Origin of the sequence: Pantoea sp. B_9 (assembly GCF_008632015.1) — a bacterium.
Taxonomy (GTDB): domain Bacteria; phylum Pseudomonadota; class Gammaproteobacteria; order Enterobacterales; family Enterobacteriaceae; genus Pantoea; species Pantoea dispersa.
In genome coordinates, this window is the sequence record NZ_VWVL01000001.1 from 408936 (window position 1) to 435687 (window position 26752).

At 58.8% G+C, this 26752-nt stretch carries 21 protein-coding genes; 11 read left to right on the top strand and 10 right to left on the bottom strand.

Features of this window, described 5'->3' with window-relative positions; translation table 11 throughout:
• Positions 1 to 64 precede the first annotated feature (64 nt).
• Positions 65 to 1405: a VOC family protein gene (locus F3I21_RS01925; protein WP_150058129.1), complete on the bottom strand. Its 1341-nt coding sequence runs from the start codon at positions 1403 to 1405 to the stop codon at positions 65 to 67.
• 88 nt (positions 1406 to 1493) lie between these two features.
• Positions 1494 to 2828 (bottom strand): aromatic acid/H+ symport family MFS transporter, encoded by a 1335-nt coding sequence (locus tag F3I21_RS01930; protein WP_150058131.1) that lies wholly within the window; start codon positions 2826 to 2828, stop codon positions 1494 to 1496.
• Between the two features lie 323 nt (positions 2829 to 3151).
• On the opposite strand from F3I21_RS01930, the gene F3I21_RS01935 reads away from it, so the two are divergent.
• Positions 3152 to 4072 (top strand): LysR substrate-binding domain-containing protein, encoded by a 921-nt coding sequence (locus F3I21_RS01935; protein ID WP_021506104.1) that lies wholly within the window; start codon positions 3152 to 3154, stop codon positions 4070 to 4072.
• Here the strand turns inward: F3I21_RS01935 and smrA are convergent.
• Positions 4069 to 4635, bottom strand: a complete 567-nt coding sequence (smrA, locus tag F3I21_RS01940; protein ID WP_021506105.1) for a DNA endonuclease SmrA — start codon at positions 4633 to 4635, stop codon at positions 4069 to 4071. The genes F3I21_RS01935 and smrA overlap by 4 nt on opposite strands.
• 297 nt (positions 4636 to 4932) lie before the next feature.
• Here smrA and F3I21_RS01945 point away from each other — a divergent pair, with 297 nt between their 5' ends.
• Positions 4933 to 5685, top strand: coding sequence for an FNR family transcription factor (locus tag F3I21_RS01945; RefSeq protein ID WP_031279133.1), 753 nt, complete (start codon positions 4933 to 4935; stop codon positions 5683 to 5685).
• Between the two features lie 119 nt (positions 5686 to 5804).
• Positions 5805 to 6761: a universal stress protein UspE gene (gene uspE, locus F3I21_RS01950; RefSeq protein WP_058769760.1), complete on the top strand. Its 957-nt coding sequence runs from the start codon at positions 5805 to 5807 to the stop codon at positions 6759 to 6761.
• A gap of 76 nt (positions 6762 to 6837) precedes the next feature.
• On the opposite strand, the gene pntB is transcribed toward uspE, so the two are convergent.
• Together pntB and pntA are read right to left on the bottom strand one after the other, a co-directional pair.
• Positions 6838 to 8226: a Re/Si-specific NAD(P)(+) transhydrogenase subunit beta gene (pntB, locus tag F3I21_RS01955; RefSeq protein ID WP_150058133.1), complete on the bottom strand. Its 1389-nt coding sequence runs from the start codon at positions 8224 to 8226 to the stop codon at positions 6838 to 6840.
• 11 nt (positions 8227 to 8237) lie between these two features.
• Positions 8238 to 9770: a Re/Si-specific NAD(P)(+) transhydrogenase subunit alpha gene (gene pntA, locus F3I21_RS01960; protein WP_150058135.1), complete on the bottom strand. Its 1533-nt coding sequence runs from the start codon at positions 9768 to 9770 to the stop codon at positions 8238 to 8240.
• Between the two features lie 538 nt (positions 9771 to 10308).
• Here pntA and ydgH point away from each other — a divergent pair.
• The gene (ydgH, locus tag F3I21_RS01965; protein WP_021506110.1) at positions 10309 to 11265 is read left to right on the top strand and encodes a DUF1471 family protein YdgH; all 957 of its coding nucleotides are present in this window, start codon (positions 10309 to 10311) and stop codon (positions 11263 to 11265) included.
• Between the two features lie 206 nt (positions 11266 to 11471).
• Positions 11472 to 12863 carry a basic amino acid/polyamine antiporter gene (locus tag F3I21_RS01970; protein ID WP_021506111.1) on the top strand — a complete coding sequence of 464 codons (1392 nt, stop codon included), beginning with the start codon at positions 11472 to 11474 and terminating at the stop codon, positions 12861 to 12863.
• Here the strand turns inward: F3I21_RS01970 and F3I21_RS01975 are convergent, their stop codons facing one another.
• The gene (locus F3I21_RS01975; protein WP_021506112.1) at positions 12864 to 13277 is read right to left on the bottom strand and encodes a hypothetical protein; all 414 of its coding nucleotides are present in this window, start codon (positions 13275 to 13277) and stop codon (positions 12864 to 12866) included. It lies immediately after the preceding gene.
• A gap of 175 nt (positions 13278 to 13452) precedes the next feature.
• On the opposite strand from F3I21_RS01975, the gene rstA reads away from it, so the two are divergent.
• The 5 genes from rstA to F3I21_RS02000 all read left to right on the top strand — a co-directional run bounded on the left by rstA (position 13453) and on the right by F3I21_RS02000 (position 18747).
• Entirely contained in the window at positions 13453 to 14175 is a 723-nt protein-coding gene (gene rstA / locus F3I21_RS01980) for a two-component system response regulator RstA (protein ID WP_021506113.1), read from the top strand.
• Positions 14175 to 15485, top strand: a complete 1311-nt coding sequence (gene rstB / locus F3I21_RS01985; protein ID WP_021506114.1) for a two-component system sensor histidine kinase RstB — start codon at positions 14175 to 14177, stop codon at positions 15483 to 15485. Before rstA ends, rstB begins: the two co-directional genes overlap by 1 nt.
• Positions 15486 to 15497: 12 nt before the next feature.
• Positions 15498 to 16985: a carboxypeptidase M32 gene (locus F3I21_RS01990; RefSeq protein ID WP_150058137.1), complete on the top strand. Its 1488-nt coding sequence runs from the start codon at positions 15498 to 15500 to the stop codon at positions 16983 to 16985.
• A 203-nt stretch (positions 16986 to 17188) separates the two neighbouring features.
• Positions 17189 to 17662, top strand: a complete 474-nt coding sequence (asr, locus tag F3I21_RS01995; protein WP_072209965.1) for an acid resistance repetitive basic protein Asr — start codon at positions 17189 to 17191, stop codon at positions 17660 to 17662.
• 278 nt (positions 17663 to 17940) lie between these two features.
• Positions 17941 to 18747, top strand: coding sequence for a serine protease (locus tag F3I21_RS02000; protein WP_021506118.1), 807 nt, complete (start codon positions 17941 to 17943; stop codon positions 18745 to 18747).
• 1 nt (position 18748) lies between these two features.
• On the opposite strand, the gene hrpA is transcribed toward F3I21_RS02000, so the two are convergent.
• Positions 18749 to 22645, bottom strand: a complete 3897-nt coding sequence (hrpA, locus tag F3I21_RS02005) for an ATP-dependent RNA helicase HrpA (RefSeq protein WP_150058139.1) — start codon at positions 22643 to 22645, stop codon at positions 18749 to 18751.
• A 254-nt stretch (positions 22646 to 22899) separates the two neighbouring features.
• Between hrpA and azoR the strand changes: the two genes are divergently transcribed.
• Positions 22900 to 23499, top strand: coding sequence for an FMN-dependent NADH-azoreductase (azoR, locus tag F3I21_RS02010; protein ID WP_021506120.1), 600 nt, complete (start codon positions 22900 to 22902; stop codon positions 23497 to 23499).
• Between the two features lie 78 nt (positions 23500 to 23577).
• Here azoR and F3I21_RS02015 read toward each other — a convergent pair whose 3' ends face one another.
• From F3I21_RS02015 to F3I21_RS02025, 3 genes are read right to left on the bottom strand one after another with little or no spacing between them, the layout of a single operon-like run.
• Positions 23578 to 23898, bottom strand: a complete 321-nt coding sequence (locus tag F3I21_RS02015) for a YdbL family protein (RefSeq protein ID WP_021506121.1) — start codon at positions 23896 to 23898, stop codon at positions 23578 to 23580.
• A gap of 11 nt (positions 23899 to 23909) precedes the next feature.
• A complete protein-coding gene (locus tag F3I21_RS02020; RefSeq protein ID WP_010618431.1) occupies positions 23910 to 24098 on the bottom strand; it encodes a YnbE family lipoprotein in 189 nt (62 codons plus the stop codon).
• Entirely contained in the window at positions 24095 to 26713 is a 2619-nt protein-coding gene (locus F3I21_RS02025) for a YdbH family protein (protein ID WP_150058141.1), read from the bottom strand. The genes F3I21_RS02020 and F3I21_RS02025 overlap by 4 nt, the downstream gene beginning before the upstream one ends.
• Between the last annotated feature and the right edge of the window lie 39 nt (positions 26714 to 26752).

Genomic DNA, 26752 nt, shown 5'->3' on the forward strand with positions numbered 1-26752 from the left:
TAGAAAGAAAACCAGCCGGCCTGTAAAAGTGATCCTGTCACTTTTCAGGCCGCTTTTTTACGCCCTACTCCTGCACGCCGCAGCGTGCCAGACTGCGCTGTTGCGTCTGCTGATACAGCACCATCTCATCCTGCACGGCGGCACCGAGCGCGGCTTCAAAATCTGCACGACTGGCATTGCCGGCGCTGCGGGCCTGAGTCTGGTTGCCCAGATTAGACTGGAAGATGCCGGCCGCGCTCACCGGCAGAAAATCTTCGTAGACAATCGGTTCCGCCTGTAAACGGCCGGCGGCCAGCAGCTGCGCCACGGTTTCCCCGGCGCGCGGCGGCTGATGCTCACCCTGCGGCGTCAGACGGTAACGGAACCACGCCAGCTCCTGCTCGCGCAGCGTCTGTTCATCATCAGGAAAATCACGAAACACCGCGCTGAGGTGCTGCTGATGCTGCTGGTTATCGCTGCCGGTACCGGCCTGCGCAAGCAGCCGGTCATACAGCGCGCGGCCTTTAGGCGTAAGCGCCGCGCCGCGCTGCTCAATTTCACCAAAGCGCGCGGTATGGGTGCCAGGCGTGCCATCATTAAAATGCACCGCCTCTTCCAGCGCTTTGAAGCTGGTCTGGCGCAGCAGAATCGGCACCGCGCGCGGCGGCGGCCCTTCAATCAGGATTTTCGGTTCGATGCCGCGCGAAGGCATCAGCGCCTGCACGCGATCGATGTCCAGCGTACGTGGCGTCAGGTGATTGATGTGGCAGCCGCGGAAGCAGACTACGTCGGCGATTAGGCGATGCTGCTGGCTCAGCGCGCGGTAGGTGGCGCTGTCCACCGTGGTGTGCGCATGCCAGCGAAAGGTTTCCAGCGCCTCCTGAACAAAGCGGGCCGCATCAGCAGCATTGAGACCGCCCTGCTGCTGATGCTGCGCGATCAGTGCCCGGCAGCCAGGCGTGAAGATGTCGCGCGCCGCCAGGATAGCCGCGGCTTTGTCGCGCAGTGCGGCATCGTCGATCAGATCCAGCCGCAGCAGCGAGGTGAAAACGCGGAAGGGATTGCGCCGCAGCGCGCTGTCGCTGACCGGGCGAAAGGCAGTAGAGTGCACCGGCACGCCCGCCTGTGACAGATCGTAATAGCCCACCGGCTCCATCCCCATCACAGCAAACATCTGCCGCAGCGTGCTGAGCTCTGCGGCAGTGCCGACGCGAATGGCACCGTGACGCTCCACGCCGAGCCGGCTCAGCTCATCGGCAGCGGCCAGACGGTTTTTCAGCGCCGGCTGCGCTTCTAAGGTGCGTTCGTTAACGGCGGTAACCAGCTGCGTCAGGGTGCCATATTGCGGCACCTCCTGCTGGTACATGGCCGACATGGCCTGAGAGAACAGCGTGCGGATGGCATCGCGGGTGAGAAAGTTATCCATGGTCATCACCTTGGGCTAAAGGGTTGCTGCTACTGTAGATCAACCCTTTAGCGGCGGGTAACATTTTCGCGGAACTGTGATCGCCCTGTCACTCGGTGGCGCGCGGCCGGTCACCAAAGCGGCATTTCAGTACCAGCATCAGCGTGGTCAGCGCCGCCGGCAACGCCAGCAGCAGAAAGATCTGGCTAAACGACCAGCCGAGGGACAGCAGCTCAGCGCCGACGAAGGCGCTGATGATCGCGCCGATGCGGCCGACGCCGTGCATCCAGCTGGAGCCGGTCGCGCGGGCATGAGTGGGATAGTAACTGGCCGAGAGTGCATTCATGCCGGTGTTGGCACCGTTAAAACAGAAGCCGCTGCAGAAGGCGATGCCGCTCATCAACCCGACCTGCGCCGGAGAAAACCCGAGCGCCACGATGGCGATGCCGCCGCAAAAGTAAATGATGGCCAGCGCCAGATTGGCGTTGATGCGGTCCATCAGCCAGCCGGCAAACAGTGAGCCAACGGTGCCGCCCGCCTGATACATGGCGGTGACGATGGCCGCTTCCGTGACAGACATGCCCAGCGTGTTAATCAGCGATGGCAGCCAGCTGCCGATCAGATAGACCAGAAACAGCCCCATAAAGTAGCCGCCCCACAGCATCAGGCTGCCAAACAGGTAGCGGGGTGAGACGACGGTGGCCACTGCACCGTGACGCGCGGCCAGCGGTTCACTGCTTTGAAAATGGCTGTCAGGCCGGACGCTGCCCGGCAGCATGCGCGCCAGAATGGCGTGAATGCGCGCAGCGGGCGCGCGCTGGCTGATGAGAAAGCGCACCGACTCCGGCAGGCCGCGCAGCAGAAACGGCAGCACCAGCAGCGGCAGCACGCCGCCCATCAGCATCACTGAATGCCAGTCATAGCGCGGCAGCAGCCACGAGGCGGCAAAACCGCCGGAGGCCGCGCCAAAGGTGAAGCCGCAGAACACCACGGTGATAATAAACGAGCGACGCCGCTCGGGCGCGTATTCGGCCACCAGCGTGCCGACGTTGGGCATCGCCGCTCCCAGCCCCAGACCGGTGAGGAAGCGGAACAGCATCATCTGTTCGATGTTTTGCGCCATGGCGGTCGCCAGCGTCCAGAGGCCAAAAAACAGCACGCTGAGCAGAATCATCACGCGGCGGCCGTAGCGATCGGCCAGCGGTCCAGCCACCATGGCACCCAGCGCCAGGCCAATCAGCGCCGCGCTAATCACCATCCCCAACTGATGATTGGTCACGCCCCAGCTGGCTTTCAGCGTCGGCGCGATAAAGCCCATTAGCGCGATATCCATGCCATCCAGCGCTACCACGACAAAGCACAGCGCAATTAAACGCTTCTGCCAGCTGCTTAACGCGCTCTGGTTGATGAGCTGGCGGACGTCAATGGCTTCAGCGCTGGTCACGGTACCACTCCTGCAGGATTATCACGAATAGGTCATCAGTTTTGGTAAAAAAAACGGCGCTTATGATAGCGCATCGTTAACAATAACGGGCAGGATTTTTAAGTGAAATTGAGAATTATTCAACATTTTTCCCGCTAAGCTACTGATAACGCTGAATGCATAGATGCGCCCGGACGCCCGGTTATTTATAAAGCCAACCAATACAGCCACTTACTAAAACTTCTCACGCTGACCGTTTTTGTTAATATAATTTTGCAGGTAAGTTAACAGAATCTCGGTCAGCCACTTGCCGCTGACCGCTCTGACTCATTACGCTGGCGTTTATGGACAAAAATCATCTCTTTAATCAGCGCATTCGTCTGCGCCATTTACACACCTTTGTGGCAGTCGCGCAACAGGGCACGCTGGGCCGCGCGGCGGAAACCCTCAATCTGAGTCAGCCGGCGCTGTCTAAAACGCTGAATGAGCTGGAGGAACTGGCGGGCGCCCGTCTGTTTGAGCGCGGTCGCCTCGGTGCTCAGCTGACGACACTGGGAGAACAGTTCCTGACCCACGCGGTGAAAGTACTGGATGCGCTTAACCACGCCGGACAAAGTTTCAACTCGCCGGTTTCCGGACGCCCGATCGTGATCCGCCTTGGCGCCCTCACCACCGCCGCCATGGGGATGCTGCCGCAGATCCTGGATCGCTTCCACGAACAGCAGCCGAACACCACGGTACAGGTGGCCACGCTGCACAATAATGTGCTGCTGGCTGGCCTGCGCGCCGGGGAGTTTGATATTGGCATTGGCCGTATGGCGGACAGCGAAATGATGACCGGCCTGACCTACGAATTGCTGTTTCTCGAATCGCTCAAGCTGGTGGTGCGACCGGAGCATCCGCTCTTAAGTGACAACGTCACACTTTCCCGCGCCATGCAGTGGCCAGTGGTGATTTCGCCTGAAGGCACCGCGCCGCGGCGTATTGCCCAGCACATGCTGGATGAACAAGGCTGCTCGCTGCCGGGCAACTGTGTCGAAACCTCGTCCACCTCGCTGGCCCGCCAGCTGGCGCTGCGTTATGACTATGTGTGGTTTGTGCCATCCGGCGCGGTGAAGGAAGATTTAAGTCACAATGCGCTCAGCGCGCTACCCATCGCATCGCCCGGCCCCGGCGAGCCGGTGGGCATTATTACCCGCAGCGGCCACTCGCTCTCGCTAAGCGCGGAAGTGCTGATGGCCACCATCCGCAAATTTCACAGTTAACGGCTGCGTTTGGCGTGGCGTTCGCGATTATCGAGGCGCGCGCGATCGGTTTTGCGCAGCCCGACATAGACTGCGCCGCTGCCGCCGTGTTGCGGTTGCGCACTGCAGAAAGTTTGAACGTCGTCAAATTGTCGCAGCCAGCGTGCCACGTAGCTGCGGACAATATTGGCGTGCGCTTCATCATCCCGCCCTTTGCCATGAATAATCAGCAGATTGCGCAGGCCCTGTTTACGCGCTTCCAGCATAAAGCTGAACAGCGATTGCCGGCAGGTCTCCACCGGCTGGCGTAACAGATTAAGACTGGCGTCCAGCGTATATTTGCCCAGCCGCAGCTTGTCGAGCACGCCCTGCTGAATGCCATCGGCTTTATATTCCAGCGGCGTGTCGCGCGGGATAATCTCAAGGAAGCCGCGCGTCAGGAAGTTTTCCGGTGCGTCGTCATGCGGCTGCTGGCGCGGCGCTTTAGTAGACGGCGCGCGCAGCCACTGGGTGTTGGCGCAATCTTTTAACGGGGTTACATCACCCATGGCATCGCGGAAAAGGTCTTCATCATCAAGGTTCATGGTGTTTTCCTCACGCCTGGTGGTGAATCGGGCGCAACATGCCACCCGAAAGCAAAATAGTAGCAAAGGTTATCGGCTATCACATCTGTCACTTTCTGCGCGGGATCAGGTTGTGTCCGGATGTAAATATGGAAAGAAAACGTTCCAGATCAAAAACCGGCTGGTAATTTGCAGACATCAAAGCCGCGAATACCCAGCATTTGTGCGGTTTTGATCATTATTACTGCTCGGATGAGTTCACATGACAGAGAAAAATGTTAAAATTGACGACAGTCAATAATCATCGAGCGTACCTATATGATCCCGGAAAAACGCAGCATTCGACGTATTCAGTCTGGCGGTTGTGCCATCCACTGTCAGGATTGCAGTATCAGCCAGTTGTGTATTCCCTTCACGCTGAACGAACATGAACTGGATCAGCTGGACAATATTATTGAACGCAAAAAGCCGATTCAGAAAGGCCAGACGCTGTTCAAAGCCGGTGATGAACTGAAATCCCTTTATGCCATCCGCTCCGGCACCATCAAAAGTTACACCATTACCGAACAGGGTGATGAACAGATCACCGGTTTCCATCTGGCGGGCGATCTGGTGGGCTTTGACGCCATCGTCAGCGCGCATCATCCGAGCTTCGCTCAGGCGCTGGAAACGGCCATGGTATGTGAAATTCCGTTTGAAACCCTCGACGATCTGTCCGGTAAAATGCCGGCGCTGCGTCAGCAGATGATGCGTCTGATGAGCGGCGAGATCAAAGGCGATCAGGATATGATCCTGCTGTTATCGAAAAAGAACGCGGAAGAGCGTCTGGCGGCGTTTATCTGGAACCTGTCGCGCCGCTTCGGCCAGCGCGGTTTCTCACAGCGTGAATTCCGCCTGACCATGACGCGCGGCGACATCGGTAACTATCTGGGACTCACCGTCGAAACCATCAGCCGTCTGCTGGGACGTTTCCAGAAAAGCGGCATGCTGGCGGTGAAAGGCAAATATATCACCATCGAAAACCATGCGCTGCTGGCTGAACTGGCCGGCCAGACCGATCAGGCAGCGTAACCGCCTGCCGGGTCGATAAATGTTATTTTATTGATCCGGCAACAACTTTTCCGCTTCTGCCCTGCGCCATCTTAGGCTATCTTTAATCCAACTTCGCTTTGGTTTGAGGAGAGTGCCTTATGTCCCGGTATCAGCATATTCTGGTGGCGATTGATGCTCAGCAGGACGACCAGCCGGCGCTGCGGCGTGCGGTGTATCTCAATCAACGTATCGGCGGAAAAATCAAAGCCTTCCTGCCTATCTACGACTTCTCCTACGAAATGACCACCCTGCTGTCGCCCGACGAGCGCGTCAACATGCGCAAAGGGGTGATTAGCCAGCGTACCGAATGGATCCGCGAACAGGCGCAGGCCTATCTGGAAGCCGGCGTGGATATCGAGATCAAAGTGGTGTGGCATAACCGGCCGTACGAAGCCATCATTCAGGAAGTGCTGGCGCATCAGCATGATTTGGTCCTGAAGATGGCGCACCAGCACGATCGTCTGGAAGCAGTGATTTTCACCCCCACCGACTGGCACCTGCTGCGTAAGTGCCCATGCCCGGTATGGATGGTCAAAGACCAGCCGTGGCCGGAAGGCGGCAAAGCGGTGGTGGCGGTAAATCTTGCCAGCGAGGAACCGCATCATGATGAGCTTAATCAAAAACTGATCCGCGAGACCACGCAGCTGGCCGAAATGGTGAATCACACCGAGGTGCATCTGGTGGGCGCTTATCCTGTCACGCCGATTAACATTGCCATCGAACTGCCGGATTTTGATCCCAGCGTCTATAACGATGCGATTCGCGGCCAGCACCTGGTGGCGATGAAAGCGCTGCGCCAGAAATTCTCCATCGGCGAGGAGTTCACTCACGTGGCGAAGGGCCTGCCGGAAGAAGTCATCCCGGATATCGCGTCGCATCTCGACGCCGGGATTGTGGTGCTGGGCACTATCGGTCGTACCGGTCTGTCAGCTGCGTTTCTCGGCAATACCGCTGAACAGGTGATCGATCACCTGCGCTGTGATTTGCTGGCGATCAAGCCGGATGATTTTAAATCGCCGATTGACCTCGACGATGAGGAAGATGAAGAGGATTAAATAACGCAGGGCGGCCATCCTGCGCCGCCCCGGTTTGAGCTTTTCAGGGCGGTGACATCACCGCCCTTTTCGTTTCCTACAGCGCGCGCAGAATGCCTTCGACGCTGGCTTTGGCATCGCCAAACAGCATCTGGGTGTTCTCTTTAAAGAACAGCGGGTTCTGCACCCCGGCATAGCCGGTGTTCATCGAGCGTTTGAACACGATGACGTTTTGCGCTTTCCACACTTCCAGCACCGGCATACCGGCAATCGGGCTGCGCGGATCGTCCTGGGCCGCCGGGTTGACGGTGTCGTTGGCACCGATAACCAGCACGGTGTCGGTATCGCTGAAATCATCGTTGATCTCATCCATCTCCAGCACCACATCGTACGGCACTTTGGCTTCCGCCAGCAGCACGTTCATGTGCCCCGGCAAACGACCGGCTACCGGGTGAATACCGAAACGCACCTTAATACCGCGTGCGCGCAGCTTCTCGGTGATCTCTGCCACCGGATACTGCGCCTGGGCGACCGCCATCCCGTAGCCCGGCGTGATGATCACTGAGGTCGAGTTTTTCAGCAGTTCTGCCGTCTCTTCCGCGCTGATTTCACGGTGTTCACCCGCTTCTTCTCCCGCGTCTGCACCGCTCACGTCAGTGCCGAACCCGCCGGCAATCACGCTGATAAAGGAACGGTTCATCGCTTTACACATAATGTACGACAGGATGGCACCGGAAGAGCCCACCAGCGCACCGGTGACGATCAGCAGGTCGTTGCTCAGCATAAAGCCCGCCGCCGCCGCCGCCCAGCCCGAATAGGAGTTGAGCATCGAGACCACCACCGGCATATCCGCACCGCCAATCGACGCCACGAGATGCCAGCCGAACACCAGCGCAATCACCGTCATCAGCAGCAGCGCAACGACCTGTGCAGCGGTGCTGTCGGTACGCACAAACCACAGCATCAGCAGGAATGAGACCACCAGCGCCGCCAGATTCATTTTATGGCGATGCGGCAGCATCAGCGCTTTTGAAGAAATCTTGCCGCGCAGTTTGCCAAACGCCACCACCGAACCGGTGAAGGTCACCGCGCCGATAAAGATGCCGAGGAACACTTCGGTCAGATGGATATTTTCCATCACCGCTGACAGTCCTGGCGCGTGGTCAAGGTAGCTGTTGAACCCGACCAGCACCGCCGCCAGACCGACAAAGCTGTGCAAAATCGCCACCAGCTCCGGCATTTCGGTCATTTCGACTTTCTTCGCCAGACGCACGCCAATAGCACCGCCGATCACCATCGCCAGCAGAATCCACGCCACGTTGCTGCTGTGCGGACCAAAAATGGTGGCGAGCAGCGCCAGCGCCATGCCGCTGATACCAAAGATATTGCCCTGCTTTGAGGTCTCATGCTTCGAGAGCCCGGCCAGGCTGAAAATAAACAGAATTGCGGCAACAATGTATGCTGCAGTCACTAATCCGCCAGACATGTTGTTACCCCTTAATTCTTACGAAACATTTTCAGCATGCGCTGGGTGACGGTGAAACCACCGAAGATATTGATGCTGGCAATCAGGACGGCGATAAACGCCAGGAAGGTGACCCAACCGCCATGGCCCATCTGCAGCACCGCGCCCACCACAATAATGCCGGAGATGGCGTTGGTGACGGACATTAACGGCGTATGCAGCGCGTGACTGACGTTCCACACCACGTAATACCCGACGACGCAGGCAAGCGCGAACACGGTAAAGTGCGACAGGAATTCCGCTGGCGCGACGTTGGCCAGGCAGCCGAACAGCACTACCGCCAGCGCCAGCAGCAGATATTTGCGCCACGGCGCAGCGGGCTTCTCTGCCGCTTTCGCCTGCGGCTGTGCGGCAGGTTTTGCGGCCTGTGGCGCAGCAGAGACCTGAATCGGTGGCGCAGGCCAGGTCACTTCTCCGTCACGAATCACTGTGACGCCGCGCACCACGACATCGTCAAAATCAACCACGATCTCGCCGTTTTTCTCTTTACACAGCAGCTTCAGCAGGTTCACCAGGTTGGTGCCGTACAGCTGCGAGGACTGCGTTGGCAGCCGGCTCGGCAGATCGGTGTAGCCGATGATTTTGACGCCGTTGTCGCTCAGCGTGACGCGGTCGGCGACGGTCAGATCACAGTTACCGCCGGTGGCTGCCGCCAGATCAATAATCACGCTGCCCGGCTTCATGCTGGCCACCATCTCTGCGGTGATCAGCTTGGGTGCCGGTTTGCCCGGGATTAGCGCGGTGGTGACGATAATGTCCACTTCCTGCGCCTGCGCCGCGAACAGCGCCATCTCCGCCTTGATAAAGGCCTCGGACATCACTTTGGCGTAACCGTCGCCGCTGCCCGCTTCCTCTTCGAAGTCGAGTTCAAGGAACTCGGCGCCCATACTCTGCACCTGCTCCTTCACTTCCGGACGGGTGTCGAAGGCGCGCACGATAGCGCCGAGGCTGCCCGCCGCGCCAATCGCCGCCAGACCGGCCACGCCAGCCCCGATGACCATCACTTTTGCCGGTGGCACTTTACCGGCGGCGGTGATTTGCCCGGTGAAGAAGCGGCCAAACTCATGGGCTGCTTCGACGATGGCCCGGTAACCGGCGATGTTCGCCATCGAGCTGAGCGCATCGAGCGACTGCGCGCGTGAAATACGCGGTACGGAATCCATCGCCATCACGGTGATGTTGCGTGCGGCTAATTTCTCCAGCAGCGCCGGGTTCTGCGCTGGCCAGATAAAGCTCACCAGCGTGCTGCCCGCGCGCATCAGGGCGATCTCGCTGTCGTCTGGCGCGTTCACCTTCAGCACGATGTCGGACTGCCAGACATCCTGCGGATGACTGATGCTGGCACCGGCAGCGATAAAACTGTCATCATCAAAGCTGGCGCGCAAACCGGCGCCCTGCTCAACGGTGACGCTGAATCCCAGCTTAATGAGCTGCTCAACGGTCTTTGGCGTCGCTGCGACGCGGGACTCATTGGCTAACCGCTCTTTGGGTATCCCAATTAACATACTGTTTCCTTTCCATGATTAAAGGATGAGGTTCTGTAAGGGGCACATGCTTAAAAGCCGAAACGCTGTTTCAGCTTTTTATGAGCGAAATGCACTATGTAACAAAGTCTTTATAACCTACTGAAAATGCCCAGGACGATCTAGCGCCATAACGCACACTTATGACATTCCCACAGATATTCAGATGCCAGCGATGAATACCGCGGGATGCGACCAGGTTTGCGGCATTATGGAAAATAATCTGCTGCGCCTAATCGTGTCATGACGAATTAACTGTTTTTAAAAACCTATATTTAACAATGCGTTAACTATTATGGTACTAAGCGATACCGGTTAAAGCGGTAAGCTGACCAAAAAAAAGCCATAACAGCGAAAGATGACAGGCCGATGAATAAAATGCTGGGATTGTCAATGTTATGCGCATAAATTGGCTGAGACAGGCCGATTATTACATGCAATAATCAGCGGCTAATCTGTTATACATCAAGAGTCCAGCACGTTTTCGTACTCAATTTGCGTAAGGCGAAGGATCATTTTTATGAAGCTGAAGAACACCATTCTGGCGTCGACCCTGTTATCACTGCTGGCAGCCAATGCGTTTGCTGCCAAAGAGTTAACGCCAGAACAAGCGGCCGCGTTAAAACCATTCGAACGCATCAATATTAGCGGCCGTTTTAATGCAATTGGCGATGCAACAGACGCCGTATCTAAAGCCGCCGACGCCAAAGGCGCGGACTCTTTCTACGTGCAGGGCATCAACGACAGCAACGGTAACGGTGGCAACTGGCGCGTTACCGCCGATCTGTACAAAGCCAACGCGGCTAAAGTGGAGCAAAGCACGCAATACCGGATGTTCAACGGCGTGAAAGAGCTGCCAAAAGCCGAAGCCTATCGTCTGGAACCGTTTGATACCGTGTCCGTTAGCGGCTTCTTCTCCAGCCAGCCGGACGTGAACGAAGCCATCGCCAAAGCGGCGAAAAACAAAGGTGCGGCCTCCTTCTTTATTGTGCGTCAGGTGGATGCTAACAACGGTGGCAACCAGTACGTGACCGCCTACGTGTATAAAGCCGATGCCAAAGCGCGCGTGGTGCAGGATACGTCTGACTCGATTCCGGCTGATTCTGAAGCCGGCAAAGCAGCCCTGGCTGCGGGCGGCGCAGCGGCGAAGAAAGTGGCAATCCCTGGCGTTGCTTCCTCAGATACGCCAAGCACCAGCGTGGGTCGTTTCTTTGAAACCCAAAGCTCTACCGGTCAGCGTTATACTGTGACGCAGCCGGATGGTCGCAGCGTGCAGGAAGTTAATGCGATCACGGCCGCACAGATGCAGCCGTTTGACACCATCTCCTTCTCCGATCACTTCGGCACGCCAACCGAGATCTCAGAAGCCGTGGGCAAACGCGCCATCGCCAAAGGCGCGAAGTATTATCACATTACGCGCCAGTGGCAGAACCAGAGCGGCGGCAACCTGACCGTCACTGCTGACCTGTTTAAATAATCCCCGCGCAGGGCGGCGCCCGTCGCCCTGCCGTTTGCATAATCCGTGTGCAAATCTGCATAGTCTTGCATTGCCTTCACCGTTCGCTCTCCGTAAAATCTGCCGCCTGTTTTCAGGGTATTCCGTTTTAAACGGGACTGATTGCCACGTTACACTCTGGCTGAACAACTACTACCCAGCACACTCTGCTGCTCAGGAATGGCGTTTTGGATAAAAAATTAGGTCTTAGCGCGCTCACTGCGCTGGTGCTCAGCTCGATGCTCGGCGCGGGCGTCTTTAGCCTGCCACAAAATATGGCGGCGGTTGCCGGTCCGGCCGCGCTGCTGATCGGCTGGCTGATCACCGGTGTCGGTATCCTCTTTCTGTCGCTGGCCATGTTGCTGCTGACGCGCCTGCGGCCGGAACTGGATGGCGGCATCTTCACCTACGCGCGCGCCGGCTTCGGCGAGCTGACCGGCTTCTGCTCGGCATGGGGCTACTGGCTGTGCGCGGTGATTGCCAACGTCTCGTATCTGGTAATTGTGTTTTCAGCGCTGAGCTTCTTTACCGATACGCCGGATCGCATCGTGTTTGGCGATGGCAACACCTGGCAGGCGATGCTTGGCGCTTCCGTGCTGCTGTGGCTGGTGCACTGGCTGGTGCTGCGCGGTGTACAGACCGCGGCCAGCATCAACCTGCTGGCGACGCTGGGCAAACTGGTGCCGCTGCTGCTGTTCGTGGTGCTGGCGCTGCTGGCGTTTAATTACGATCGCTTCCGTTTTGACTTTGACGGCGCAGCGCTCGGCCAGCCGCTGTGGCAGCAGGTTAAACAGACCATGCTGATCACCCTGTGGGTATTTATTGGCGTGGAAGGCGCAGTGGTGGTCTCTGCCCGCGCGCGCCACAAGAAAGATGTCGGGCGCGCCACGCTGCTGGCGGTGCTGGCCGCGCTGCTGGTCTACCTGCTGGTGACGTTGCTGTCGCTTGGCGTGGTGCCGCGTGCGGAACTGGCGCAGATGCGCAATCCGTCGATGGCCGGTCTGATGGAACGGCTGCTCGGTCACTGGGGCGATGCGGTGATTGCGGTTGGCCTGATTATCTCGGTGTGCGGGGCCTATCTCAGCTGGACCATTATGGCGGCGGAAGTCCCGTTCCTCGCCGCGCAGCAGGGTGCGTTTCCGCGCAGCATTGCCCGGCAGAACCGCCATAACGCGCCGGCGGCGTCACTGTGGCTGACTAACGGCAGCGTGCAGGTGTGCCTGATTCTGATTGCGGTTACCGGCGCGGATTACAACACGCTGCTGACTATCGCCTCAGAAATGATCCTCGTGCCCTATTTGCTGGTCGGTCTGTATCTGGTCAAAGTGGTACGTGGTCAGCACAAACCGCTGGCCCTGTTGACCGGTCTCGGTGCCAGCGCCTATGGGCTGTGGCTGCTGTACGCCTCGGGGCCGCTGCATCTGCTGTTGTCGGTGGTGCTTTACGCGCCGGGCCTGCTGCTGTTCCTGTATGCACGACGCGGTGGCCGCGGCGATCAACCACTGTTTGCGCTGGAGCGCATCGCCATCGTGCTGTTGATTGCCGCCTCACTGCCCGCGCTGTGGCAGCTGACGCGCTAATCAGTGCGGTTGTAAGGGAATAGAAACGCACAGCAGATCATTCTGCTGTGTCAGATTGAGTGGCTTGCGGTATTCCAGATGGATGGCGTCAAGCTGCTCAGCGGACAGCGGATAAGGCAGCTGAATATCGAAGCGGCTGATGTGCTGCTGTTCGGCCAGGGTAATCAGTCGGGCAATGTTAATTTCGTCGCTGACCTGGGTTGAAATGATTTGTAATGCTAATTCTTTCAGATGGTCGTCGCTGGCCTGTAAACTGTGCCCGGACTTGCGCGTCACCATGCCAAAAATTGGCATCACGCCGTAAATGGCATCGACAAAGCTCCAGCGTTTTTTGCAGGAAGCGGAAAGGAAGTCACTGTAGTTGAAGCAGATGCGATCACTGTATCCGGCTGAAGCCAGCTCTTTATCAGACACCCTCGCACTCCTCCTGTTTTCAGTACGATTCCGAACCTTGCGCCAGAACGCGCCGGTAATAATGGCACATTTCACGGTGTACATACCAGTAAGACAAGGATAATTCGTGCGGTAGCGTAGAGCTCAGGACCAGGAAAAGCTATGCTGCTGACATTCTCAGCCATGACAGAGCATTATGAACAAAATTGTCTATGTGGAAGATGAGCCGGAAGTCGGCGAACTGATTGCGGCTTATCTTGGCCGCCACGATATTGAGGTGCTGGTTGAGACGCGCGGCGATCGCGCGGAAGCGACCATTCTCGCCGCCGATCCGGATCTGGTGTTACTGGATATCATGCTGCCGGGCAAAGATGGCATGACGCTGTGCCGCGATTTGCGTGCGCACTGGCAGGGACCGATTGTGTTGCTGACCTCGCTCGACAGCGACATGAACCACATTCTGGCGCTGGAGATGGGCGCCAATGACTATATTCTGAAAACCACGCCACCGGCGGTGCTGCTGGCGCGTCTGCGGCTGCATCTGCGCCAGGCGCACGTGGCCAAACCGGAAGCCGCCCCCGCCGTGCAGAGCTCGCAAAAGGTGCTGCGGTTTGGTTCGCTCACCATTGATGCGCTCAACCGCCAGGTGATCCTGTTCGACGAACCCATCACCCTTTCGACCGCCGATTTTGATCTGCTGTGGGAGCTGGCGAGCCACGCCGGAGAAATTCTCGACCGTGACGCGTTGCTGAAAACCCTGCGCGGCGTGAGCTATGACGGCATGGATCGCAGCATCGACGTCGCCATTTCACGCCTGCGCAAGAAACTGTACGACAGCGCCACCGAGCCGTTCCGCATCAAAACCATCCGTAACAAAGGCTATCTGTTCGCGCCGCAGGCCTGGGATACCCGCTCCTGATGAGAAAGCTCTTCATTCAGTTCTATCTGCTGCTGTTCGTCTGCTTCCTGGTGATGACGCTGCTGGTGGGTCTGGTGTACAAATTCACCGCCGAGCGCGCCGGACGCCAGTCGATGAACGACCTGATGGCCAGCTCGCTGTTTCTGATGCGCAGCGAACTGCGTGAGATCCCGCCGCGCGACTGGAACAAAACCATCCGCAATCTCGATCTCGATTTATCCTTTGAGCTGCACATCGAACCGATGAGCAAGTATCAGCTGGACGAAGCCGACATGAAGCGGCTGCGCGCCGGTGAAATCGTCGCCCTCGACGATCAGTACACCTTCCTGCAGCACATCCCGCGCAGCCACTATGTGCTGTCGGTCGGACCGATTCCTTACCTGTTTTATCTGCACCAGATGCGCATCCTTGATATCGCCCTGCTGGCGTTTATTGGTATGTCGCTGGCGCTGCCGGTGTTCATCTGGCTGCGCCCGCACTGGCAGGAGATGCAGCGGCTGGAGAAAGCGGCTCAGCGCTTTGGTCGCGGCGAGCTTGACGTGCGCACCCATTTTGAAAATACCTCCAGCCTGCACAGCCTTGGCGTGGCGTTCAACCAGATGGCGGACAACATCAATACGCTGGTGGCGAGTAAAAAACAGCTGATTGACGGTATCGCGCACGAGCTGCGCACGCCGCTGGTCCGGTTGCGATACCGGCTGGAGATGAGTGAAAACCTCAGTGCGGCAGAGTCGGCGGCGCTGAACCGTGACGTCGGCCAGCTGGAGAGCCTGATTGAGGAGCTGCTGACCTATGCGCGCCTCGACCGGCCGCGCGTTGACCTCAATCTGCAATCTTTCGATCTGGCCCAGTGGCTGCGCGTGCACATCGCTGACGTGCAGACCATGAATCCGCAAACGCACATTACGCTGGATATTCCGCAGCTGGAAAACATTGGCGCGGCAGATACGCGCCTGATGGAGCGCGTGCTGGATAACCTCGTGAATAACGCCCTGCGCTATGCGCAGCAGCGGCTGCGCGTCAGCCTGTGGTTTGACGGCGCCATCGGCAATCTGCAGGTTGAAGATGATGGTCCGGGCATTCCGCCGGATGAACGCCAGCGGGTATTCGAGCCTTTCGTACGGCTCGATCCCAGCCGCGATCGCGCCACCGGCGGCTGCGGCCTCGGTCTGGCGATTGTGCACTCTATTGCGCAGGCGCTGCAGGGCCAGGTCTCGATTGAGAGCAGTCCGCTGGGCGGCGCCTGCGTGCGCTTCTGCTGGCCGGTTGATCTCCCCCTGCGCGACGTGACGCCGCGCTTACCTTCATAAGGAGCTTGTTACATGACTGCAGCTTATCAGGAACTTAGCCGCACTTTTCAGCGCCTGGCGCGTTTTGGCCATCTGGGCGCGATTGCCGGCGTGGATATGCAAACCACCATGCCGCCGGGCGGCAGCCAGGCGCGTGGAGAAGCGATGGCAGAGCTGAGCGTATTTATGCACGAGCTGCTGACCGACAAGCGCCTCGGCGGGCTGTTTGACGCCGCCGCGCAGGAGTCGCTGAACGATGTGGAGCAGGCCAACCTGGGCGAAATGCAGCGCGCGTGGCGCCAGGCAACGCTGCTGCCGGCCTCGCTGGTGGAAGCCAAATCGCTGGCCGGCTCGCGCTGTGAACACGCGTGGCGCAGTCAGCGTCCGGCCAACGACTGGCAGGGCTTCAGCGCTAACCTGAAAGAAGTGGTGAAGCTGAGCCGCGAAGAGGCACAGCTGCGCGCCGATGCGCTCGGCGTATCACGCTACGATGCGCTGCTGGATGTGTTTGAACCAGGCATGACCAGCGCGCAGCTCGACAGCACCTTTGGCGATCTGAAAAGCTGGCTGCCGGATCTGCTGCAAAAAGCGGTAGCCCGCCAGCAGGCAACGCCGATTGCCCAGCCGGTCGGCCCCTTCGCCATTGAATCGCAGAAGCAGCTCGGACTGAGCGTGATGGCGACGTTAGGGTTTGATTTTAATCACGGCCGGCTGGACGTGAGCGCGCACCCGTTCTGCGGCGGCGTACCGGAAGATGTGCGTATCACCACACGCTACAACGAAAACGATTTTCTCAGCGCGCTGATGGGCGTGATCCACGAAACCGGCCATGCGCGCTATGAACAGAATCTGCCACAGCAGTGGCGCGGACAGCCGGTGGCGCTGGCGCGCTCGACCGCGATGCATGAATCGCAGAGCCTGTTTATGGAGATGCAGCTGGGTCGCAGTCACGCCTTCCTGCAGCATATTCATCCCCAGGTGGTGGCGCTGATGGGCGACCAGCCGGCACTGGAGCGCAACAACTTTATTCGGCTGACCCAGCGCGTGAAGCCGGGCTTTATTCGCGTCGATGCCGATGAGCTGAGCTATCCGGCCCATGTGATTTTACGTTACGAAATCGAGCGAGCGCTGATTGAAGGCGAGATTGAAGTCGAGGATATTCCGGCGCTGTGGAATGAAAAAATGCAGCAGTCGCTGGGGATCGATACGCGCGGCAACTACCGCGACGGCTGTATGCAGGATATTCACTGGACCGACGGCGCCTTCGGCTACTTCCCGACCTACACGCTGGGCGCGATGTACGCTGCTCAGCTGTTCCAGGCGGTAAAACGCGCCATTCCGCAGGTGGACGAATTGATTCAGCAGGGCGAACTGCAACCGGTGTTTGACTGGCTGCAGCAGAACATCTGGCAGCACGGCAGCCGCTTCCCGACGCAGCAGCTGCTGATCAATGCCACTGGCGAAGCGCTCAATCCACACTATTGCCGTCAGTATCTGGAACAGCGTTATCTCTCTGCCTGATCCGTGCGGCGGCCTGCCCGGCCGCCGTTTTTTGCGCGGAGAGTGATCCGCACTTATCCCCGTCCTGCCCGGTTTTCCTGCTTTGTACAATCCGTTACACGCCGATACCATTCCCTCACTGAAGGCGCGAATTGTTTTACATATAGTGCATTCACCGGCCCCGCAGTGGGCTACACATGAAAAAATAGTTCGAGGGTTTTGCAATGAAAAAATTATTTGCGCTGGTGATCGCCGCTGCTATGGGTCTGTCTTCTGTAGCCTTCGCTGCTGAGACAACAACTGCTGCTCCTGCTGCTGCAACTACCGCTGCACCGGCTAAGCACAAAGCTGTTCACCACAAAAAAGCCGCTGCTCAGAAAGCGCAGGCTGCCAAAAAGCACAAGAAAGTAGAGAAGAAAGCACCAGCGGCTCAGAAAGCGCAGGCGGCTAAAAAGCACCACAAGAAAGCCACCAAACCAGCTGCTCAGAAAGCCCAGGCCGCTAAAAAGCACCACAAGAAAGCCACCAAGCCAGCTGCTCAGAAAGCCCAGGCTGCTAAAAAACACCACAAAGCCACCAAGCCAGCTGCACAGAAAGCTCAGGCGGCTAAAAAGCACCACAAAAAAGTAACCAAACCTGCTGCTCAGAAAGCTCAGGCTGCTAAAAAGCACCACAAAGCGAAAAAAGCTGCTAAATAAGGTTGCCTTGCGCGCCAACACCGCATTAATGATTGAAAACACCCGGTTCTGCCGGGTGTTTATTTACTGGAGTAGCGAAAAATGGTGCGTCGCTATCGCTTCGAAATTATCCTGATTGTCATGATTCTGTGCGGCATTATTGCGGCCAGCTTTTTTATCTAGTCGTTGTAGCGTGCTGATTACTCCAATATTTCTCCCTTTTTTACCGCTCACCGACTATAGTTATCGCTCAAGCGTGATGACCATAACCTCTATTTATTCTCGCCATTGAGAGAACTATGCGCCTGGCTATCCTGTTATTTGTAGGTCTTTTTAGCTTTAACCTCACAGCCCATGCCGATGATGAAGACGGCCCCAGCCCGGAAGAGATTAAGACCCTGTTCTTCGGCAAAGATCATCGTAAAGCCATTACCGACGTCAGTGCGGCGCCGTGGGATGCCATTGGTCAGTTAGAGACGGAAAGCGGCAATCTGTGCAGTGCCACGTTGATTTCGGCCCATCTGGCGCTGACGGCCGGACACTGCTTACTGACGCCCCCGGGCAAATTCGACAAGCCGGTCGCGCTGCGCTTTATGGCGGGTGCCAAAGGCTGGCGCTACGAAATTCATGATATTGACGCGCGCGTAGAGCCTTCGCTGGCGCGGCGTCTGCAGGCGGATGGTGAAGGCTGGATCGTGCCGCCAGACGCGGCACCTTACGATTACGGCCTGGTGATTCTGCACAATCCGCCGTCCGGTATCGTGCCGATTCCGCTGTTTGACGGTTCGCGCAGCGATTTAACCGCCGCGCTGAAAACCACCGACCGCAAAGTGACACAGGCCGGTTATCCCGCTGACCATCTGGATACACTCTACTCGCACAGCGATTGCCTGATCACCGGCTGGGCGCAGCGTGCCGTGCTGTCGCACCAGTGCGACACCCTGCCCGGCGACAGCGGTTCACCGCTGCTGCTGAAGCGCGACGGCGAGTGGCAGCTGATTGCGGTACAGAGCTCGGCGCCGGCACCGGCCGATCGCTATCGCGCCGATAACCGCGCCATCGCCGTTACATCCTTTAAAGACAAGCTGGAAGCGCTGGCGCAATAAGTCAGCTCAGCTGCTCCATCGCCTGCAGAATACGTTTGTCGGAGATGGGATACGGCGTGCCCAGCTGCTGCGCAAAATAACTGATGCGCAGCTCTTCCAGCATCCAGCGGATCGCCTGTACCTCTTCATCGTCCTGACGCTGCGGCGGCAGCTTGTTACGCCAGCTTTGCCACGCCTGCTCTACCGCCTGCACTTTCAGCATCCGCGCCCGATCGCTGTGCGGATCAACCGGCAGCTTCTCCAGCCGGCGCTCAATACCGTGCAGATAGCGCAGTGTGTCGCCCAGCCGCTGATAGCCGTTGCCGGTGACAAAACCGCGATACACCAGGCCGCTCAGCTGCGTTTTGATATCCGCCAGCGCCAGTGCCAGTGTCATGTCCACCCGTCCCTTAAGGAACTTGTTGATGTTGAACACGCTGGTGAGAATCTGCTCGACCTGGCTGGCGATGGTCACCACCGTGTCGTTCAGTTCGGCGCGTACTTTATCGCGCAGCTGCTCGAAGTTTTCCTGCTGCCACGCCGGCCCACCGGCGTCCGCCATCAGCTTATCCACGCCGCAGGCGATACAGTCATCTATCAGCTCCAGCACTTTGCCGTACGGATTAAAATAGAGCCCGAGCTTGGCTTTGTTTGGCAGCTTCTCGTGCAGATACTTGATCGGCGAAGGGATGTTCAGCAGCAATAACCGCCGCTGGCCGCGCCACATCATCTTCTGCTGCTCGCGTTCACTGTCAAACAGGCGAATCGCGACGCTGTCTTTTTCATCCACCAGCGCCGGCCAGGCTTTGACCTGATAGTTCCCGCGCTTCTGCTCGTAGCTTTGCGGCAGATCGCCGAAGCTCCACAGATGCAGCCCGCGCTGTTCCAGCCCGTCATCCGCCACGTTGGACAGCGTCTCCTGCACCTTGCCTTTCAGCACCTGCTTCAGCTGATGCAGATCTTTGCCTTCCTGCAGCTTCCGGTTGTGCTCATCCACCACGCGGAAGGTCATTTTCAGGTGATCGGGCACCTGATCCCATTGCCAGGCGTCGCGCTCAATGGTAACGCCAGACATGCGGCGAAACTCACGCTCCAGCGCATCCAGCAGCGGCTGCTCCAGCGCCGTCACGCGGCCAAGGAAGGCTTCGGCGTAGTTAGGTGCCGGCACAAAGTTGCGTCGCACCGGCTTGGGCAGCGACTTGATTAGCGCGATGATCAGCTCGCGGCGCACGCCGGGGATCTGCCACTCGAAGCCGGCTTCGTCGACCTGGTTGAGCAGCGGCAGCGGGATGTGCACCGTCACACCATCCGCATCGGCCCCCGGTTCGAACTGGTAGCTGAGCTTCAGTTTCAGGTTGCCCTGATGCCAGAAATTCGGGTAATCCAGCTGGCTGACCTTCTCCGCGCCGTCTTTGATCAGCATCTGCTTATCAAAGCTCAGCAGATCCGGATTGTCCTTACTGGCCTGTTTCCACCAGCTGTCAAAGTGCCGTGCTGAGACCACCTCGCTGCCAATGCGGCGATCGTAAAACGCAAACAGCGTCTCGTCATCGACTAAAATGTCGCGCCGCCGCGATTTGTGCTCCAGATCCTCGATTTCACTGCGCAGTTTCAGGTTGTTGCGGAAGAAAGCGTGACGCGTCTGCCAGTCGCCCTCCACCAGCGCATGACGAATAAACAGCTCCCGGCTGAGTTGCGGATCGATGCGGCTGTAATTGACCTTACGCGCCTGCACAATCGGCAGCCCGTACAGCGTAACTTTCTCGGTGGCCATGACTGCGCCCTGCGCTTTCTCCCAGTGCGGTTCACTGTAGCTGCGCTTCAGCAGATGCTGGGCCAGCGGTTCGATCCACTCCGGGTCGATGCGCGCCGCAACGCGGCCCCACAGGCGACTGGTTTCCACCAGTTCCGCCACCACGGTCCATTTAGGCGGCTTCTTAAACAGGCCGGAACCGGGGAAAATAGCAAACCGCGCATTGCGTGCGCCGGTAAACTCCTGCTTTTCCGCATCTTTCTGACCGATGTGTGACAGCAAACCGGTGAGCAGCGCGCAGTGCACTTCGCGGTACGGTGCCGGCTCGCTGTTGAGCGGCATGCCCAGTTCCCGCACCACCTGACGCAGCTGGGTGTAGATGTCCTGCCATTCGCGCACGCGCAGGTAATTGAGATAATCGCTTTTACACTGGCGGCGGAACTGGTTGCCGAACAGTGCTTTCTGCTGTTCCTGCAGGTAGTTCCACAGATTAACAAAGGCGAGAAAGTCCGACTCTTTGTCGGCAAAACGCCGGTGTTTCTCGTCAGATGCCTGCTGTTTCTCCACCGGACGCTCGCGCGGATCCTGAATCGAAAGCGCAGCGGCAATAATCATCACTTCGCGCACGCAGCCAAATTTCTGCGCTTCCAGCACCATGCGCGCCAGCCGCGGATCGACCGGCAACTGTGCCAGGCTACGCCCGGACGGCGTCAGTTTGTACGCACCTTCCTCGCTCAGGGTAATCGCGCCGAGCTCCTCCAGCAGGCGCACGCCGTCCTGAATGTTGCGCTTATCCGGCGCTTCGACAAACGGGAATGCGGCGATGTCGCCCAGTCCAAGCGCCGTCATCTGCAAAATCACCGACGCCAGGTTGGTACGCAGAATTTCCGGGTCAGTAAACGCCGGGCGGCTGAGGAAATCATCCTCCGAATAGAGACGGATACAGATCCCTTCCGACACGCGGCCGCAGCGCCCTTTGCGCTGGTTAGCCGACGCCTGCGAGATCGGCTCGATCGGCAGACGCTGCACTTTGGTACGGTAGCTGTAACGGCTGATGCGCGCGGTGCCGGGATCGATGACATATTTAATGCCCGGCACGGTGAGCGAGGTCTCAGCGACGTTAGTCGCCAGCACAATGCGGCGGCCACTGTGCGGCTGGAACACCCGGTTCTGTTCGGCGTTGGACAGGCGCGCATAGAGCGGCAGAATCTCGGTGTGCGGTAGATCGCGCTTCATCAGTGCATCGGCGGTATCGCGAATTTCGCGCTCGCCGCTCATGAAGATCAGGATATCGCCGCGCCCTTCGCTGCTCAGTTCGTCAACCGCATCGAAAATTGCCTGCAGCTGATCGCGTTCGGTGTCTTCGGCATCTTCTACCACCGGACGATAGCGTACATCGACCGGATACGTGCGGCCCGAAACCTCGATCACCGGGGCATTATTGAAGTGGCGCGAGAAGCGCTGCGGATCGATGGTTGCTGAGGTGATGATCACTTTCAGATCGGGACGACGCGGCAGCAGTTCGCGCAGGTAACCCAGCAGGAAATCGATGTTCAGACTGCGTTCGTGCGCTTCATCAATGATGATGGTGTCATACTGCAGCAGCAGACGATCCTGCTGAATTTCCGCCAGCAGAATACCGTCGGTCATCAGTTTGACCTGGGTGGTTTCGCTGACCTGATCGTTAAACCGCACCTTGTAACCGACGGTGCCGCCGGGCGTGGTTTCCAGCTCTTCGGCAATGCGGTTCGCCACGGTGCGTGCCGCCAGGCGACGCGGCTGCGTATGCCCAATCAGCCCTTTCACACCGCGCCCGAGCGCCAGACAGATCTTTGGCAGCTGGGTGGTTTTACCTGAGCCGGTCTCACCGGCGACAATCACTACCTGATGATCGCGAATCGCGTCGGCGATGTCCTGCTGCTTCTGGCTGACCGGCAGATTGTCCGGAAACGTAATGCGCGGCGTCGCGGCAGCGCGCTGCGCCACGCGCTGTTCTGCCGCGGCGAACACCGGCTCCAGCTCGGCCATAATTTCCTGCTGCGCAGCGGGATTTTTCACCTTTGCCGCACCGTGCAGACGACGCTGCAGCGCTTTGCGGTCGCGCAGCATCAGGTTATCGAGCCGCGACCAGAGTGGGGCCAGAGGTGACGTAACGGATGATGACATAGTGATGAATTACCTGTTGTTGCAGTGAGCCGGCACTTGCGGCTCGGCGCCGGGCAGAATTTTCCGGCGGATTCAATCGATTAATGCCCGCCATCTTAGCACAGATTGGAACATCTCACCTGACCGGACGTGCCACCTTATTCAATAATTTCGAACATAGGCCTCGAAATATTGCGCTTTTACCTGCGGGATGAACTCCGTAGAGTGTAACGCATTGAGCGGTAAGCCAACCGCGTAACGTACAGGAAAATACCATGAGCAAAGTTTTAGTTCTGAAATCAAGCATCCTTGCCGGTTACTCACAGTCTAACCAGCTGGCAGACTTCTACGCTGATGAAGCCCGCGCCAAAGGCGACGAAGTCACGGTACGCGATCTGGCTGCCCAGCCGATTCCGGTACTGGACGGTGAACTGGTTGGCGCCCTGCGTCCTTCAGACGCGCCGCTGTCGCCACGTCAGCAGGACGCGCTGGCCCTGTCCGATGAACTGATTGCTGAACTGCAGGCGCACGATACCGTGGTTATCGCCGCTCCGATGTACAACTTCAACATTCCTACTCAGCTGAAAAACTACTTTGACCTGATCGCCCGTGCCGGCGTCACCTTCCGCTACACCGAAGCAGGCCCGGAAGGTCTGGTGAAAGGCAAACGTGCGGTGATCCTCTCCAGCCGTGGCGGCATTCACAAAGACACCCCGACTGATCTGCTGACCCCGTACGTGAAACTGTTCCTCGGCTTCATCGGCATCACCGACGTTGACTTCGTGTTTGCCGAAGGCATTGCCTACGGTCCGGAAGTGGCAACCAAAGCCGCCAGCGATGCCAAAGACGCCATCAAACAGATTGTTGCTGCGTAATCATCATTAAAACAATGCTATCTGTCTTGCCGGGCCTGAGTGCCCGGCTTTTTTATGCCTGCGCTGTCGTGGAAGCAGCTATTTCTGCACCCACTGACCATTAATCCCGCGCACATATTCGCCGCTGCCGGCACGGTTAACCAGCTTCTCGCCGGCGATGCGCGCCACCTCGGCGGTGGTGAGATTGTTCTGCTGCGCCACGCGCTGATACTGCTGGCTGCGGCCGTCATTGATGCGCTTAACCAGCGCCAGCGTCTCGTCATCCTGCTGACGGGCGGCGATGTAACCGCTCAGCGTTTCGCCCACGCGCCCCTGCTGGCGCGCCTGATCCAGCGTCAGCGCCCAGGCCGACGGCACCAGCAAAAACGCCAGCAACAGCGCTATCCCCTTGCGTTTCATCGAGCCTCTCCTCAAAACAGTCCGCTCTGATTCTTCAGCAGCGCTTCGACGTCTTTATCCACCTTGATGTGGATTTCATGTTCGATTTTTACGTTCATGTTGATGGTGATTGGCTCTTTGGGTGCGGCGACTTCGATGCGCGGCACACAGCCCAGCAGCGGCAGTCCCGCTGTCAGCACCAGTAATGCCCTCAGGCTCATGGTTTCGGGTCCTTGTTGGATGGCAGGGTGGCGTTTTGCTCCACCCAGGATTGCAAATTATCGCCAAAGCGCAGGCTGCGCCACAGCTGGAACAGGTTTTCCTGATGACGGTAATTAAGATTGACGGACTGGCGGCGGTTACTGAACTGGCTGGTGCCTTTCACCTCGCTTTGCAGAATCAGGTTACCGAAGTTATCCAGATCCAGCGTCGCCCACGAACGGGCAATCTCCATGTAGCGCAGCCAGTCCATCGCCGCCCCGGCGGCCACGTTATTGCTGACAATCGCATCCGCCATGTCTTTATCCATGCGGAACGTCAGCGGGCCGCTGTTGGCGATCCAGCCCTTTTCAATCAGCCAGTGCGGATTGTTCACCCACAGCGGCAATTCGCCATTTACTTTACCGGACATGGCAAACTGCTTCGGTTTAAGCGCCGTCACCAGCCGGCTGAGATCAATGTCACGCAGCGAAATCCGCGCCGGCTGATGCTGCGGTAAACGCAATGCTGGCATGCTGACGTGCCCGCCGAGCAGATCGAGATTGACGTTGCTGAGCGTCAGCGGCTGGCGCTCCTGCCACGGATAGTGGCCCTGCAGATCCGCGGTAATGTTCTGCAGCGCAAACTGGTTTTTCACTTCGGCGATGCGCAGCGACACCGGCCCGCGGCGCCCCAGCTGCCACTGATGATCTTTCAGGCGGAACGGCAGGGTAAAATCGATGCCGTTAATTTCACTGTCCGGCATCCACACGCTGCCCTGTTTCACCGCCCAGAAACCGCCCGCCTCAAACCCCTGGCCGCTGGCGGCGGAGAAGGCCATCTGCGCGCGCAGCTCGCCAGTCTGAATGCGCATCTTCAGGTCGCTGCTCAGCAGCGGCTGAAAGACGCTGAGCGACTGCGCCGGCCACCAGGCTTCGCCGCGCAGCCGCTCGCCGTCCCAGCGGCCATGCACGCGCAGCGGTCCGATGTCTTCAGCGGTGAGCTGACCGCGCCACAGAAAATGCCCCGGGTCGCGCCCTTTGGCATCGAAACGCAGTTCGGACGGCGGCAGCCAGCCACCGTAGCTGAAGCGGGTCTGGCCGGAACGCAGCGCAAACCCGCCGTTAAACGCCGGCTGTGCCACATCGCGCTGCCAGCGCACCGGCGCGGTCAGCGTCAGGCGCGGCTTATCCACCTGCACCATGCCGTACGCCAGCTGATCGAACCCGGTGTTCAGCGTATCGAGACTGATCAGGGTGTCGTTCCAGCTGCCGGTGCCCTTCACATCCCATTTAGCGCTAAGCGGCGCCATCACGCCTTCGCCCCAGTAGCGCCAGTTCCAGCGACCGCTGTCTGGCCAGAAGTCGCTGGCGCGCCCGTCGAGGTGCAGCCTGAAGCGGCCGAAACTGGGGTCGTGCGCGTTGAGAATCGCCTGTAACCGGCCGTTGATGCCGCGCGAGGCCACGCTGACGCCGGCCAGCGGCCAGCGCGCTTCATCCACTTCCAGCGTCGAGAGTAAGCGTCCGCGCAGGCGCAGCAGTGCGCCCGGCTGCAGGCTGAGCTGCGGATCGCTGAGCATGCCATGTAATTGTCCGGGAATGGAGCCGTACAGCTGCAGGTCGGCAAACTTGCTTTCGCCGGTTAACTGGAACGGCAGTGCGCTGTCAGTCAGGCTCAGCTTGCCCGGCCCAACGCTCAGTACCAGGTTGCCTTTCCCGCCGCGTCCGGCGGTCAGTAAATTGAAGCGGCCGCGGATCTGCGTCTGTTCCAGCCCCTGCTGCCAGTCATCCAGCGTCAGCGCCACGCCGCCCGACAGCGGCTGCGACCCGAACGGCCAGCGCCAGTGACCGGCAGTGATGCGGATTTGCTGTGCATCGGCCTGCCACGGCAGCTGTAACAACGGCTGTGGTTCCTGTTGCTGGCGCACCACCAGTTCGCCCTGCTGCTGCTGCCAGTTGAGCGTCAGCGCCAGCGGCTGCGGCCACTGCGTCAGGTTAAGCGCACCGCTGAGCTCACCCGCCACCGGCAGGCCATCGGCAAAAGTCGGCAGCGTCAGATTGCCATGCAGTTCGACCGGTTGCGGCAGTAAAGGATGGCTGAGCTGCAGCTGATCAATGTGAAGCTGCTGCCCCTGCAGGCGCGCGGCGACGCGCAGGTTGTCGCCCTGATAACGCAGCTGCTGAAGGTCTTTGTCTAAAGTCAGATCGAAGCGGCCGGCATATTGCTGCCATGGCAAAATACTGAGCTGTTGCAGATGGATATCCGCGCCGGGCAGCATCTGCTGCCACTCTGCGAGGCTGCGCGGCGCATCGCGCGTGGCACTGTGCGGCAGCGCCTGCAGACAATTGCTGTTGAGCGCCACCTCGCGCGCATCAAGCTGCCAGCGCTGTTGCGTCCGGCCAAGTCCCACGTCGGCGACCTGCGCCAGCAGGCAGTCGCCGGCCAGATAGCGCACATCAGGAAACACCAGCCGGCCCTGCTGCCAGTGCGGCGCGCCGTGTAGCTCGACGCGGGTATTTTCCGGCAGCCAGATACCTGCCAGCCGCGGCAGCCAGTGCGTCAGCGTCAGCAGCAATCCCAGCAGCAGCAGTATCAGCGCCAGTAGCGCAGCAAGTAGTCGACGGAGGCCCCGCGTCATGGCTGTTAACGTTCCTGTTCTTTACCCAATCCTGACAGT